Here is a 13550-nt window from a genome sequence, read left to right as displayed (position 1 = left end):
TAGTTATGTCAAAAACTGCAGTATATGGTATTGAATACCTAAAATTATCTCCGGCTCTCGAATCCGGAGAAACAGCCGGGACCTTTCCAGACTTTGAAAAGGTAGCTGCCAAATTCCTTGTTAAAGCTATTGTGAAGGATTCAATGTCTTTCAACGATCAGGCACCGGGAGATACGGATATTGAGGTCGAAGATATGAACACTCTCTATGCTTCTCTTCCGTCTGATGCCGGTAGTGAGGGTTTTACAGTCCAAACTTACGACATGGGCGAGGAAGCCTACAAATATCTTATGGGATATACGAAGAACGGAGAGTGGAATGAAGAAACTCCCGGGTTCACTCTCACTAATCAAGGCGTGGAGTTAAAAACGAAAGAATTCCAAGATTTCCCGTCTCGTATCTTCCAATGGGCACGCATGAAAGTAAAAGTCACCAAAACAGGAAACATCGGTAAATCTGGTTTCCCTAACTTCAATCTTGAATTCAAGAAACTTGCTAATCTCAATAAGACTGGTGAGGAAGTATGCGGGGCACGTAACAAGATTTACACTGTTCCGGAAGGATGATAAGGGAAGCGGAATAGTTCAGTGGTAGAACATTAGGTTGCGGGTTACTGCCTAAGTGTCGCCGGTTCGAATCCGGCTTTCGCTACATAGTTTTTGGGTGAAAAGATGATTGTTGAAATGTGAGTAGGGATAACGAGCATTGTGCATCATCGAAAAGGTTGTTTCAGGTGTCCCGGTCATTACGGGCCGGGACTTTTTAATTTGAGGTAAAGATGGAAAAAGACAATGTACAAAAGCAGGTGGCCGACACTATTGCAGAGCGCCCCATTTTTCTTTGGTTTGGTATGATTCCTTTCATGGTTAGGCCATTGACGTTTACACAGTTGTTTGATATTGGTTCTATTTCGAAGGATATGAAGGAAGTAGACCAGGCGAAGCTAAACGGTCGGACAAGCGTGTCGGCCACTCTTGTCTATTATGAGGAAGCGGATAGGATGTCTGATATTGCAGTAATGACGATCTTCCGTAGCGTCTGGAAAAGAAAGCTGTTTGGTGGATTTATCAAGAAAAGATTAACGGTCCGCAAATACAAGAAGTTGCAGGATTATATGGCACAGACTATGGATGCCACTTTTTTTTTAAGCACTATCATTTTCCTAAAAGGTCTAAACGAGACAACGAAACCGACGAATACACCAGAAGCGACAGCCCTTGGTCAACAATTAGCGGAGTGATGAAATACTACCGTATGAGTTATGAGGAGGTTGTCAATGAAAGGTCATATTCCAATATCATGTTACTCAATGCGGCTATTCCTGGTACTAAGCCAAAGGAAGAAGGAGAAAAAGAAAAGTCAAAGGAACTTCATGCTAACGAATATTTTGCTCAATTCATGTAAAGATGGAGACACAGGGAACAATAGGTATTAAGGCTACTCTGGATATTTCTGAAATGCAGAGAAACGTTCAGAAATACGTTCAGAATATTGATATGATGCAGGACCATACAGATGCGGCTAGTCAGTCTGTAGCTAGGTCTTTCTCACAGATGAAGGCTGCCGGTATGGCTTTCTTATCTATCGATCTGGCGAAACGGTTTGCTTCGGAAATGGTTTCAGTTTATGGTACTTTCCAACAACTTGAAATCAAATTTACCTCAATGCTACAATCTGGGGAAAAGGCACAGAAGTTGATGGGAGAACTCGTAAACTTTGCCGCTACCACTCCTTTTGACCTTAAAGGTGTTTCCCAAAGTGCAACTCAACTCGTGGCCTATGGTACAGCCTCCGAGGATGTCATAGAGAAACTTACTCGTCTTGGAAATATTGCAGCCGGATTAAGTCAGCCTATTGGTGACCTGGTCTATCTTTATGGTACAAGTATGACGCAAGGCAAACTTATGACACAGGACTTGAATCAATTTGCCGGGCGTGGTGTACCTATTTTCTCCGAACTAGCAAAGGTTATGGGAGTTAATAAGGATAAAGTTAAGGATTTGGCTGCAGAGGGTAAGATTGGTTTTGACAAGTTGGAACAGGTTGTTGACAACCTTACCAATAAGGGAGGAATGTTCTTCAACCTCATGCAAGAACAATCTAAATCCGTATCTGGTAAGATTTCTAACATAGGTGATAATCTTGATATGATGTTCAATGAGCTAGGTCAGGCAAGTGATGGAGTTATTAATACAGCTCTTGATGGTACAGCTTACTTAATTGAACATTATCAGGAAGTCGGCACTGCTCTCGCTGCTCTCATAGCTATGTATGGAGTTCAGAAAGCTGCTATTATCGCAGTTGCATCTGTTCAGAGTACGGTAACTGGTATAAAATATACTGCCGAGATTACAGAACTTTCGAAATTAATCCCTGCCAAGGAAAAGTCTGCTAATGCTGATCTGGAACAGGCTGTAGCAAGTGGAAGATTAACGCAGGCAAAAGCGGAATTAATTGCATCTATGCGTGTGGAAGCTGCTGCAAATGTAGAATCTTTGCGTTTAAAGGCATTGCAAGCTAAGTCACAATACGAAGAGGCTATTAATACTGCAAGTCTTGCGGCTGCTAATTTTGAAGCTGCTGAATTAGAGGTAGCGGCAGCTAACATGAAATATAATGCTGCATTAAAAACAGGTAACGCTAGAAGTATAGAAATAGCGGAGACACAACTTGCAACAGCAGAGAGCAATAAATATTCTGCGGCCAAACAACTTGAAGCAGCTAGAACAAATACAACAACGGCCTACACGAACTCTTCTACTGCGAGCAAAGTGGCAGAAACTGCGGCTACTCAACTTAATACAGTATCGCAGAATGTAAATACGAGATCAACAAACTTTTTGACTGTTGCCAAGACGAGATTAGCTGCGGCATCAAAAGCGTTAGGTTTGTCAATGCTTACAAATCCTTATGTATTGGCTGCGGCTGCTATAGTTGGGTTATCTTATGGAATTTATAAGCTAGTAACTTATCAGACGGATGCAGAGAAGGCCCAAGTGAAATTGAACAAACGTATACAGGAATTCAATTCTGAAACGAATGCTGAACAGGCAGAAATAGATCGTTTGTTCGGAAAACTAGATAAGGCAAAGAAAGGTACAGAAGATTACGATGATGCAAAGAAATCCATTTTAGATAAGTATGGTGAATACTTAAAGGGGTTAGGTGATGAAAAAAACGCTTTAGATGATGTTGCGAGAGCATACGGGGCTGTTAGTGCGGCCGCTAAACAGGCGGCACTTGATAGAGCTATTGCGGATTCTCATTCTACAGCTCAAAAAGATTGGGCGGATAAGCAGGGTGAACTTACTGGAGATTTGGAAAAAGCTATTCGAGATTCGGATAATTTCAGGGGTAAGAAAGGCTCTGAAAGGGAAATTTCTGCGATTATGCAGATGATAAAGAATGATTTGAAGTCTGGTGGAGGGTTATCTTCTGAAACTCAAAAAATAGTGGATACTCTTACGAAACAATATACAACTACGACTAATATTGTTCCAGGTGTATCAACGGAGGAAACAAGAATAGGTAATGACGTTCAGGTTTATATTGATCGCATGATTGCGAATAACAAACTGCTTGAGAATACTTATAAGGATATTCATGAAAAATTAGGCTATGATACTAATGAATATATCAATCTGACAGCCAAACAGATTGCAAAAGACATAGCTATGTATGAGGCTGCTCTTGAACGCTTCAATAAATCAGGAAAGAAACAAGTTGTTATCAGACATGATGGTTCTGTCAGTAATCTTATGGAGGAAGGGGAGATACTGAATAATATTCGTTTGTTGAAAGAAGCGCAAAAGAATCCCAAAGATGAGATCAAAGAGCCAAATGTCACGAAAGAGATTGATGAAGCAACGAAGAAAGTGGAAAAGCTTAAACAGGAAATTGAAGATTTGCGGAGTGGTAAAACCAAAGTGGATGCAGGTAAAACCGTAAAGTCTGTTCTTGAAGATAAAGCTAAAGATTTGAAAGAGGCTGAATCTGCTTTGGTGACATTGACAGGGAATGATAAACAAACATTGAACTCCAAAAAAAAGAAAAAGGAGGAAGAGAATAAACTTAAAGTTGAGCAGGCCGAGCTCCAGCGGAAGATTGATGAGCAGAATCAACAGGATATAGAGAAAGCTGTACAGGCTGAACTTGAACTCTCTCAAGCTAAGATTGATGCTATGGACGAAGGTTTCAAGAAACAGCAAGAACAAATTCAACTTAATTATCGGAAAGCTAAAGCTGACAATGATCGTCGTGCTGCTGAATATGTAAAGGACCAACAGGACACGGAGCGTAAAGAGTGGGAGAAAGAACATCCGAAGTATAAAGAGGAAGGTCTTGTTTTTGTTCCCAAAACAAAAACTAAAGATGACCTTTCACAGAAGAAGCAGGATACGCTAAATGAATATGATAAGGTTGCTGTTGAGACAAGGGAAAAGGCGGAAACAACTTTATCTAAAGCTCTTTTGGAGCAGTACCAGAATTACACCGATGAAAGGCTTGCAATCGAGAAGAAGTTCAATGATGATATTGAAGCTCTTCGTATTCAAAGGGAGAAGTTTCAGAAGGAAGGCAAAACGGAGAAAGTTCAGCAGACAGACCGTTCAATAGCACAGGCTACAAAAATGAAGGGTGAATCCCTCATGGGGTTTGATTATGAGCAGTTGAAAAAATCTCCGGACTATATACGTGCCTTTGAAAATTTAAAGGAAACGTCTACTGAAACATTGAATTCCCTTCTTACTCAATTTGAAAATGCGAAAAGTGCGGCAGCGCAAGTTTTGTCTCCCGATCAACTTCGCGAATATACGAGTACAATTCAATCCATCATGGACGAACTGGATTCCCGCAATCCGTTTCAGTCATTATCTGATAAGAAGAAAGAACTCGCAGAAGCGGAGGAAGAGCTAGCTAATGCACAGATAGAGTTAGAAAATGCCAAGGTAAAGGCCGAAGCAGTCAAAGGTGGCTCTAAGATTGAAAATGGGATTTCTTCATCCAAGTATAATCCTGCAACCGGTAAGATTGAATCTACAAAATCTTATTTGTCCGAAGCGCAGGCACTTGATCTAGTAAAGAAGAAAACCGAAAAGTATAATGCGGCAAAAGATAAGGTTGTAAAAAAGGACAATCAGGTAAAGAAGGCAGAAAAAGAAGTTAGAACACAGATTTCGGAGTTAGCGGATACCATAGACGAACTGGGTAAGTCGATTGGTGGTCCGGCTGGTGAGATCATTTCCCTTATTGGCAGTATTGGCTCATTTACAATGACTGCAATGGCAGGGGTTGAAGCTGCTGCCGATACTTCTGCTAATGCAATAAGTACAGTTGAAAAGGCATCTGTTATTCTAGCTATCATTGGTGCAGCCGTTCAGATAGCTATGAAAATCTTCGATATGTTCGGTAAGGACGATACGACCGAGAAATACGAGAAAGCGAAAGAAGCGTATGAATCCTATATCAATATCCTTGATCGAGTAATTGAGAAGCAACTTGAGCTAGCGGAAACTCTTACGGGAGACACGGCAAACGCTGTATATGAAGCAGCTATCGCCAATATAAAATTGCAAAGCGAGAATGCAAAAGTACTAGGCAAACAATATTTGAACTCTGGTGCCTCTGGAAAGTCACACTCAAAAGGGTATGATGAAGTAGATGATATGTCCGGTGAAGGATGGAAGCAGGCTGCAGAGGCATTAGGCATGTCCGTAAAGGAATTTAAAAATAAAATGGGTGGTCGTATGACCGGTCTATTTGATTTGACTGATGAACAACTTTTAAAATTGCAATCGGATGCCGGTATCTTCTGGTCCCAACTTGATTCAGACACGCAGAAATTTGCCGATCAAATTGCAAATGGTGTAGGGAAGGTTGCAGAGGTATTGGAACAACAAATAGCTGATACAACTCTTATTGATTACGATTCTCTTCGTTCAGACTTTCAGGACTTAATTTCTGATATGGATGCCGATTCGGCAGACTTTGCCGACAACTTCGAGGATTATATGCGAAATGCTATTCTCAATTCCATGCTTAAAGAAGAATATATGGACAGATTAATAGCGTGGAGGGAGAAGCTATATAATGCAATGGACGATGGGGTAACCGAAGATGAATATAACGATCTGAAAAAGGAAGGACAGAAGATTTCCGATGAGATGAAAGCAAAGCGTGATGCCATGGCAGAGATGTATGGGTGGACTACTGATGAGGATTCGGAACGCGAAGCATCAAAAAAAGGGTTTGCTTCCATGTCACAAGATTCTGCAGACGAATTGAATGGTAGATTCACAATGGCTAATGTTTTGATAGCAGACATAAAAACAGAGCTACAGTCTCATACTCTCATTTTCCAAGGTATCACTTCTGGTATTGGAGATATTAAAACCATATCTGCATCCATAAATGAAAACGTGAAAATTATCAAGGATAATATGAATACCATTGTTGGACACCTTTCGAATATTGATACTAATACAGCTAGATTGGAAGGTATAGAGAAGGATATGAAGTCGATGAAAGCAGGTATTGAAAAGATAAATGATAAAGGGATAAAGCTCGTAAGATGAAAGGAATTTGCTTTATAGATGGAGAGAATACATATACCACTCTCGGTATATTTATTATAAAAGGAAGCTATGATAATCTTGTGGCATTTCCTCCTGCCAAAGAATCGGATGATAAAAATGATTGGCCGGAAGAAGATGGTATTGAAATAGACCTTTCTAGCTTGACGTTAAACACCTATGAATTGAGTATTGATTTTGCCTGTAAAGACGATCTGGGATTTAGTGGATTAGTTGCTATTTTATCAGATATGGGATATCATGATTTTTATTTTCCTATTCTTGATAGAACCTATCGTTTACGTCTTTCCTCACAGAACAGTTATACAATCTATCCGGGATTTCAAGTCGTGAAGATAACTTTTGCCAACGACTTCCCCCGCGAAGCAAATTATGAATACCAGGAACCTGTTTGTTCCGTTCCTCTACCAAGGGGGTACGAAATAGATGATCGGGATTTATCGGAATATGGTGTAGTCATTTTGAAAGGTAGTAATGCTGAAATACTGAAAGCTCCTACGGTAAAGAAAAACCTATTGCAGAACTTCAAAAGGCAAGATGGTGCAATCTACGACGGTGAATATGTGAAGTTTCAGACAAAGGAAGTTTCTTTAAAGTGCCTGATGCGGGCAACGGATATTCGAACTTTTTGGCAGAGCTATGATGCCTTACTCTATGATCTAACTAAACTGACTATGAAGACCGATAATGAAGGTTATGAATATTCCGATGCGGAGAGGGTATTATACTGTGATGGATGGAGTGAAAGTTATCCTTGCTACTATAAAGATTGCCAGACAAACAATTTTATGTTAAGAGGTGGTGTCTGGTGGGAATTTACTTTGAATCTCGTGTTTACTTGCTTCAGGATCAGAGAAACGGAGTTTTTGCTTTCATCCGAAGCGGGCGAGTTCATTATAACAGAGGACGGAGAATTTTATATTGACTTAAATTGATTGCCATGCCATTAAAAAAGAAAAGAATATCAGAATTGAATGAAGCCAGCGACATGAAAGGCTTCTACACCATCGGTTACAGGATAGTAAACGGTGTCAAAACGAGCTTGAAATTCGGGCTAGAGAAGATTCAGACGGCATTAGATAATATGCTCAAAGCTACGAGCGATGCCAAAACTGCTACTACCGATATGCGGCAATTAGAAGCTACTGTTGAAGGTAATGAATCAGCCCGTGAAACTGCTGAATCCCGTCGTAATGCTTCCGAGCAGTCGAGGCAAACGGCTGAAACCGGACGTTCTCGTGAAGAACAGGCCCGGGAAGCTGCTGAATCCGTTCGTATCACTAATGAAAATGCACGTAAGACAGCCGAAACAGGTCGTTCTTCTGCTGAAACTGCACGGGACAATGCAGAAAAGAAACGTGTTACTGACGAAGGTACACGAGAATCTAATGAGCAAGCTAGAAAGAATGCTGAAACAACGAGAGGCAATGCTGAATCCGAACGTGTAACTAATGAGAATGCCCGCAAATCAGCTGAAAGTACGCGATCATCCGAAGAAGATAAGAGAAAGTCTGCCGAAACCGCACGTGCCACGGCTGAAACTGGACGTTCCTCTGCTGAAACGAAAAGAGCCCAGAATGAAGATGCACGCAAATCTACCGAAGAAGCACGTGTTATAGCGGAAGGCAAGCGGGTAACTGCTGAAACTGGGCGTGTTGATACAGAAACAAAACGTGTTTCGGAGGAACAAACACGTAAAAGTAATGAAGATGCCCGTAAGACTGCCGAAACAAGCCGTTCCTCTGCTGAATCGGAACGTGTAAAGGAAGAAGATAAACGAAAAACCGCTGAAACAGGTCGTTCTACCGCTGAATCCGAACGTACTACTGCGGAAAATAAAAGAAAAGCGGATGAAATCATAAGAGGCAATAATGAAACTGCCCGTGTCTCTGCTGAATCTACCCGTAATCAATCTGAAACGGCTCGTATTAATGCCGAGAATGCACGCAAGACCGCCGAGGATGTTCGCGTATCTGCCGAGACTAAACGGGCAACAGCCGAAACCGCACGTGCCACGGCTGAATCAGGTCGTTCCTCTGCTGAAACAATCAGAGTTCAGAATGAAGATGAGCGTAAATCTACCGAAGCAGCACGTAAAGTTGATGAGACCAACCGGGCTAAGGCGGAAGTGGAACGTGTTAAAGCGGAAGAAGCTCGTAAAGCTGAATATGGCGGCATTGTAGATGAGATGAACCAAGCCACGGAAGAAGCAACAGCACAGCTAGGACTTGTAAATACGGCTACTGATAATGCAAATGCTGCAGCAACACTCGCAAATCAAAAAGCAACCTTAGCAGGTGATAAAGCTGCTCTTGCCGATGCTGCTGCCGGTAGTGTTAATGCTGCAAAAGATGCTGCAACGACTGCAGCGAACAATGCTAATGCAGCCAAGACAGCATCGGAAGCCCAAACCGCTTTGGCTAAAAAAGCAACAGATGATGCTAATGCGGCCAAGGATGCATCTGTAATACAAACAGGGTTAGCAAAGAAAGCCACGGACGATGCCAACGCAGCAGCATTGGCCGCTAACAATGCAGTATCCGGGGTTGATGCTAAAGTACAAGCAGCCATTGACAAACTGGTGGCCGGTGCTCCGGATGCGTTGGATACGCTAATTGAACTAGCAAATGCACTTGGTAATGACCCCAATTTTGCCGCTACAATGACAACGGAGCTTGGAAAGAAACTTAATGCTTCTGATATTGTCAATAACCTAACAAGTGGAGGAGCTGGCAAAGCTCTTTCTGCCGAACAGGGAAAGGCGTTGAAAGCAGCTTTGGACTCCCATAATCATGATGCAGTATATGAGAAGATTATTACCAAGCTTACTGCCTTTAATAAGGATTTTGGTACAGCGGCCGGAACAGTATGCCAGGGCAATGATTCTCGTTTGAGTGATGCACGGCCTCCATTAGCGCATACGCATAAAGTATCTGAAATCAGTGATTTCCCTTCTTCTATGCCCGCTAGTGACGTATACTCTTGGGCGAAGGCTGCATCCAAACCAACCTATACGGCAAGCGAAGTAGGTGCCTCTCCATCAGGTCACAATCATACCGGTACATACGAACCTGCATTCAATAAAAACTCTGCTTTTAATAAGAATTTTGGTAGTGCAGAAGGGACAGTATGCCAGGGAAACGATGCTCGGCTAAGTGATGCCCGTACACCGAAAGCGCATACTCATAAAAAGTCTGAAATCAGTGATTTCCCCACCTCTATGCCTGCAAGCGATGTGCCGTCATGGGCGAAGGCTGCTAGTAAACCTAGTTACACAGCGAGCGAGGTTGGCGCTTCTCCTTCTAATCACAACCATGCCGGAGTATATCAACCTGCAGGTAGTTATGCGGCATCATCGCACGGTCATAATGCGTCTGATATAACTCCTGATAGTACTCATCGCTTTGTTACCGATACGGAAAAAGAGACCTGGAACAGTAAGGCTGCGGGAAACCATAACCATGATTCTACGTATCAACCAAAGGGGGATTATGCACCTGCTTCACATAAGCATTCGGCATCTGACATCACGGATGATATCACACATAGATTTGTAACGGATTCTGAAAAGACAAATTGGAATGGTAAGGCGGCAGGAAATCACAACCACGATTCGGTATATCAAGCAAAGGGTAATTATGCGGCAGCGACACATAAGCACGGAGCGTCAGAAATAAATGAAGATGAGACACACAGGTTTTTTACTGATACTGAACGTGAAAAGTTGGGCGGTATAGCAGTAGGAGCAAATAACTACACTCATCCGGATACACACCCCGCATCAATGATTGAAGAAAGCACGTCAAGAAAATTCATGACTAATGCAGAGAAAACTTTACTAAGTTCTCTCGGAACTAATGCAGTTTTATTGTCTGGTCAAAGTTTAGGACAAAACGGGTATGTCAAATATAGTAATGGGCTATTAATACAATGGGGGAAGCAACCCGGTTCAACCGCTAGTACTGTTACCATTTATCTGCCAACTTCTTTTTATGATACTAATTATGTTATTCATGGCTGCATTATTAAAGATGCTTATGATGAAAATGTATATACTGCTACATCTTTGGTTAATCCAACGGTAAGCAGTTTTAAGATGGATAGAAATTTTGGTTCAAGTTCTGGAACAGGAGTATCTAGGGCAAAATACAGTTGGATGGCAATAGGTCGTTGGAAATAATTTAAAAACAAATATCATGAAGTATTGGAAAAATGGATTCTACGACGAATACCAGGAAGATTCGGTAGAGATTACAGAAGAGTATTATAATCAGTTACTAGCTGGTCAATCAGCCGGATTGCTTATAGTGGAAAGCAAGAAAGGTTATCCGATCTTAGCTGTACATGAACCTTCAATCGAGGAAATTATAGCACAAAAGCTCAATGAATTACGATTGTACGATTCATCTGCAGAAGTGAATCGGTTCTGCATAGATAATACGCATGGGTGGTGGGATAAAGCTACTCGCGTAGGCCTTATGAACTCTATTGCAATCGAAAGGGCATCCGGACGATCTGAAACAAATATCTGGCTGGGTGATACTCTGTTTGTTTTGCCTGTCGAAAAGGCTATTGATATGTTACAACAGCTAGAATTGTACGCCCTTGCGTGTTTTGACACAACACAAAGGCATACAAAGACTATTCAACAGTTAACGACAAAAGACGAAATAGAAACATACGACTTCCGTACAAGTTATCCCGGAAAGCTAAGTTTTTCCGGATAACCGATCGTATAATCGTAGTTTTCGATTTCCTCAATAGTCTGCAATGCTCTGACTGCTGCAATGTGCGATTGTGTAACATTGTAGCAGTTTAGTGCATACAATTCAAGGGTATTCAACACATCTAGCGCATCTGGTATCGGAATGACATATTTCACCGCATCATACCATAATACCGTTTCTGTTTTACCCGCTTCTTTTTCAATCGAAATTGAGTTAAATAATCCAACACGTGTAGACTTATCTAACCACATACTTTTAGCTCGTAATTTAAAAGAATTGACATTGCCAGATTTGTCAAACGACTGTATTTCAGTTATTTTCATTTTTCGCACTTCTTCAATGTCATACTCATATTCTACCAAAATAGGGTAGCCTTTCCTACTTTCTGTTATTATCAATCCACCTGATTGACCAGCTAACAACTCCTGATAATACTCATCTGTAATTTCTACCGAACCTTCCACTGGCTCGTCGTAGAATCCTTGTTTCCAATACTTCATATATCTTATTTTTTAAAGTTATTTCCAGCGACCAATCGCAAACCAGGTAAACTGCCAGCCTGTCCATGCTATTTCTCCTCCGGACGCTATATATCTAGTAGCAAATTGAAATGAAGATACAGTTTTAGTTATATACACAGTGGGGGAATATACTATAACCTCATCTTTTGAACTCGATACACCTGTTAGTTGTACACTATAGTTTGTATCGAGGAAACTTATAGGCAAATATAATGAGGAGAATCCTATAGCTCCAGCTTTCGTGCCCCACTGAATCAATAGCCCATTATTAAATTTCATATAACTTGACGAAGAACCAAAAGATTTGCTTGTTGCGTTCGATAGATCAGCTAAAGCATACGTAGTCCCGAGAGAACTTTGCCAAATTATGGTCACTAAAAGTAGTACCAATTTTCTACTAAATCTACTCATATCCAATTTGATGTTACTAATATTTACTTCCATTTTCCTATTGCTATCCAATAAAAGTTCCATGTTCCATATCCATAACTATAACTATCATAATACCTATTACACGCTTTAAAGTTAGAACTTGCTTTAGATATTAATAGTGGAGAAACCAAACTGTTAGCTATACTTTTTCCCCCAGGATCACTTGACAAAATTATGCTGTAATTTGTATCTGAAAAAGAGAGTAAAAAATAGGTGATTCTTTCACCTTGTACCCCTGTTACATTAACTCCCCATTGTATAAGCAGTCCGTCTTCATATTTACGATAGCCGTTTTGTCCTAAATTTTGCGCATTAATTTGCGCAGATTTTGTTCCGAGAGAACTTTGCCAAAATATTATGGCAAAAAGTAGTACCAATTTTCTACTAATGCTATTCATCTTTATTTTGATGTTATAAAATTTCTATTTCCATCTACCAATTGCAATCCAATAGAATGAGTAGCCTGTGGTATACACTCCTCCACCATTACTTGCATGGCGTTGCACTACAGTGAAATTTGATTTATTGCGAGCGTATATCATTACAGCTGAAACCAAAATTTCAGAAATGAGATCGAATCCAGAACATGCTATTACATTGTAATTCGTATCGTAGAAAGAAAGAGGGAGATACACAGTTTTAACATCTCCTGTCTTTCCACCTATTCCCCATTGAAACAACATCCCATCCGGCAGTTTATAATACCCATTCTGTCCGAGGCTTTTTGTCGTAACATTGGAAAAATCTTTCAATGCAGCGTTCGTCCCGAGAGAACTTTGCCAAATTATGGTCACTAAAAGTAGTACCAATTTTCTACTAAACCCACTCATTATTATTTTCATGTTGTAATTTATTGTATCATTTCCAACGCCCAATAGCCATCCAGTCAAAAGTTTCTTGTGACAACCCAGTGGTTCCTCCAGAGGCGTAATTTCTATTAATATAAAATCGACTAACTGTCTTAGTTGAATCATCGATAGGTGATGCGGAATAAACACTACTGTCAGATGAAGGCTTGTAAACAGTCGCAAATATCTTATAGAATTTATCATAAAAAGTTGCAGGCATAATTATGGCATAACTCGTGATTGAAGAACCTGAAACCTTTCCCCATTGAATTAGTAATCCATCTTCGTATTTGCGATAGCCGTTTTGTCCTAGATTTTGCGAGCTAATTTGCGCAGATTTTGTTCCGAGAGAACTTTGCGTAAATATCACAGTCAAAAGAAGTACTATTTTGCTACCAAAGCTATTCATTATCAAATCAGTGTTATAATATT

Annotated in this window: 11 protein-coding genes and 1 pseudogene; 8 read left to right on the top strand and 4 right to left on the bottom strand. The window is 40.7% G+C overall.

The genetic code is table 11. The annotated features are described in order from the left end of the window. Positions 1-5 precede the first annotated feature (5 nt). From DXA05_RS02575 to DXA05_RS02545, 8 genes and pseudogenes are all read left to right on the top strand, one after another. Positions 6-566 (top strand): hypothetical protein, encoded by a 561-nt coding sequence (locus DXA05_RS02575; protein ID WP_128858729.1) that lies wholly within the window; start codon positions 6-8, stop codon positions 564-566. A 7-nt stretch (positions 567-573) separates the two neighbouring features. Next, positions 574-651 (top strand): annotated as a pseudogene (locus DXA05_RS02570). A gap of 127 nt (positions 652-778) precedes the next feature. Continuing rightward, complete coding sequence (locus tag DXA05_RS02565; protein ID WP_128858728.1) at positions 779-1240, top strand: hypothetical protein; 462 nt, start codon at positions 779-781, stop codon at positions 1238-1240. Then, entirely contained in the window at positions 1237-1404 is a 168-nt protein-coding gene (locus DXA05_RS26390) for a hypothetical protein (protein ID WP_165861465.1), read from the top strand. The genes DXA05_RS02565 and DXA05_RS26390 overlap by 4 nt, the downstream gene beginning before the upstream one ends. A gap of 2 nt (positions 1405-1406) precedes the next feature. Further along, a complete protein-coding gene (locus DXA05_RS02560) occupies positions 1407-6572 on the top strand; it encodes a tape measure protein (RefSeq protein ID WP_128858727.1) in 5166 nt (1721 codons plus the stop codon). Then, positions 6569-7525, top strand: a complete 957-nt coding sequence (locus DXA05_RS02555; protein WP_128858726.1) for a hypothetical protein — start codon at positions 6569-6571, stop codon at positions 7523-7525. The genes DXA05_RS02560 and DXA05_RS02555 overlap by 4 nt, the downstream gene beginning before the upstream one ends. 5 nt (positions 7526-7530) lie before the next feature. Then, the gene (locus tag DXA05_RS02550) at positions 7531-10770 is read left to right on the top strand and encodes a hypothetical protein (protein ID WP_128858725.1); all 3240 of its coding nucleotides are present in this window, start codon (positions 7531-7533) and stop codon (positions 10768-10770) included. Positions 10771-10786: 16 nt separating this feature from the next. Beyond that, positions 10787-11317, top strand: coding sequence for a DUF4376 domain-containing protein (locus DXA05_RS02545; RefSeq protein WP_128858724.1), 531 nt, complete (start codon positions 10787-10789; stop codon positions 11315-11317). Here DXA05_RS02545 and DXA05_RS02540 read toward each other — a convergent pair. From DXA05_RS02540 to DXA05_RS02525, 4 genes are all read right to left on the bottom strand, one after another. Then, the gene (locus tag DXA05_RS02540) at positions 11287-11817 is read right to left on the bottom strand and encodes a DUF4376 domain-containing protein (RefSeq protein WP_128858723.1); all 531 of its coding nucleotides are present in this window, start codon (positions 11815-11817) and stop codon (positions 11287-11289) included. The genes DXA05_RS02545 and DXA05_RS02540 overlap by 31 nt on opposite strands. 455 nt (positions 11818-12272) lie before the next feature. Beyond that, on the bottom strand, positions 12273-12668 hold the full coding sequence (locus tag DXA05_RS02535) for a hypothetical protein (protein WP_128858722.1): 396 nt from the start codon (positions 12666-12668) through the stop codon (positions 12273-12275). 24 nt (positions 12669-12692) lie between these two features. Continuing rightward, positions 12693-13079 (bottom strand): hypothetical protein, encoded by a 387-nt coding sequence (locus DXA05_RS02530; protein ID WP_128858721.1) that lies wholly within the window; start codon positions 13077-13079, stop codon positions 12693-12695. Positions 13080-13128: 49 nt separating this feature from the next. Further along, complete coding sequence (locus DXA05_RS02525; RefSeq protein WP_284515379.1) at positions 13129-13527, bottom strand: hypothetical protein; 399 nt, start codon at positions 13525-13527, stop codon at positions 13129-13131. Between the last annotated feature and the right edge of the window lie 23 nt (positions 13528-13550).

Origin of the sequence: Bacteroides sp. AM54-2NS (assembly GCF_003602935.1) — a bacterium.
Classification (GTDB): domain Bacteria; phylum Bacteroidota; class Bacteroidia; order Bacteroidales; family Bacteroidaceae; genus Bacteroides; species Bacteroides xylanisolvens.
The sequence above is the reverse complement of the archived record's forward strand: the minus strand, read 5'-3'. Positions and strand labels throughout refer to the sequence as shown.

Bases quoted from the DNA above. Each gene is read 5' to 3' on its own strand.
- DXA05_RS02555 (WP_128858726.1), top strand. From the start codon at position 6,569: ATGAAAGGAATTTGCTTTATAGATGGAGAGAATACATATACCACTCTC.
- DXA05_RS02525 (WP_284515379.1), bottom strand. From the start codon at position 13,527: ATGAATAGCTTTGGTAGCAAAATAGTACTTCTTTTGACTGTGATATTT.
- DXA05_RS02565 (WP_128858728.1), top strand. From the start codon at position 779: ATGGAAAAAGACAATGTACAAAAGCAGGTGGCCGACACTATTGCAGAG.
- DXA05_RS02545 (WP_128858724.1), top strand. From the start codon at position 10,787: ATGAAGTATTGGAAAAATGGATTCTACGACGAATACCAGGAAGATTCG.
- DXA05_RS02540 (WP_128858723.1), bottom strand. From the start codon at position 11,817: ATGAAGTATTGGAAACAAGGATTCTACGACGAGCCAGTGGAAGGTTCG.
- DXA05_RS02550 (WP_128858725.1), top strand. From the start codon at position 7,531: ATGCCATTAAAAAAGAAAAGAATATCAGAATTGAATGAAGCCAGCGAC.
- DXA05_RS02575 (WP_128858729.1), top strand. From the start codon at position 6: ATGTCAAAAACTGCAGTATATGGTATTGAATACCTAAAATTATCTCCG.
- DXA05_RS02535 (WP_128858722.1), bottom strand. From the start codon at position 12,668: ATGAATAGCATTAGTAGAAAATTGGTACTACTTTTTGCCATAATATTT.
- DXA05_RS02560 (WP_128858727.1), top strand. From the start codon at position 1,407: ATGGAGACACAGGGAACAATAGGTATTAAGGCTACTCTGGATATTTCT.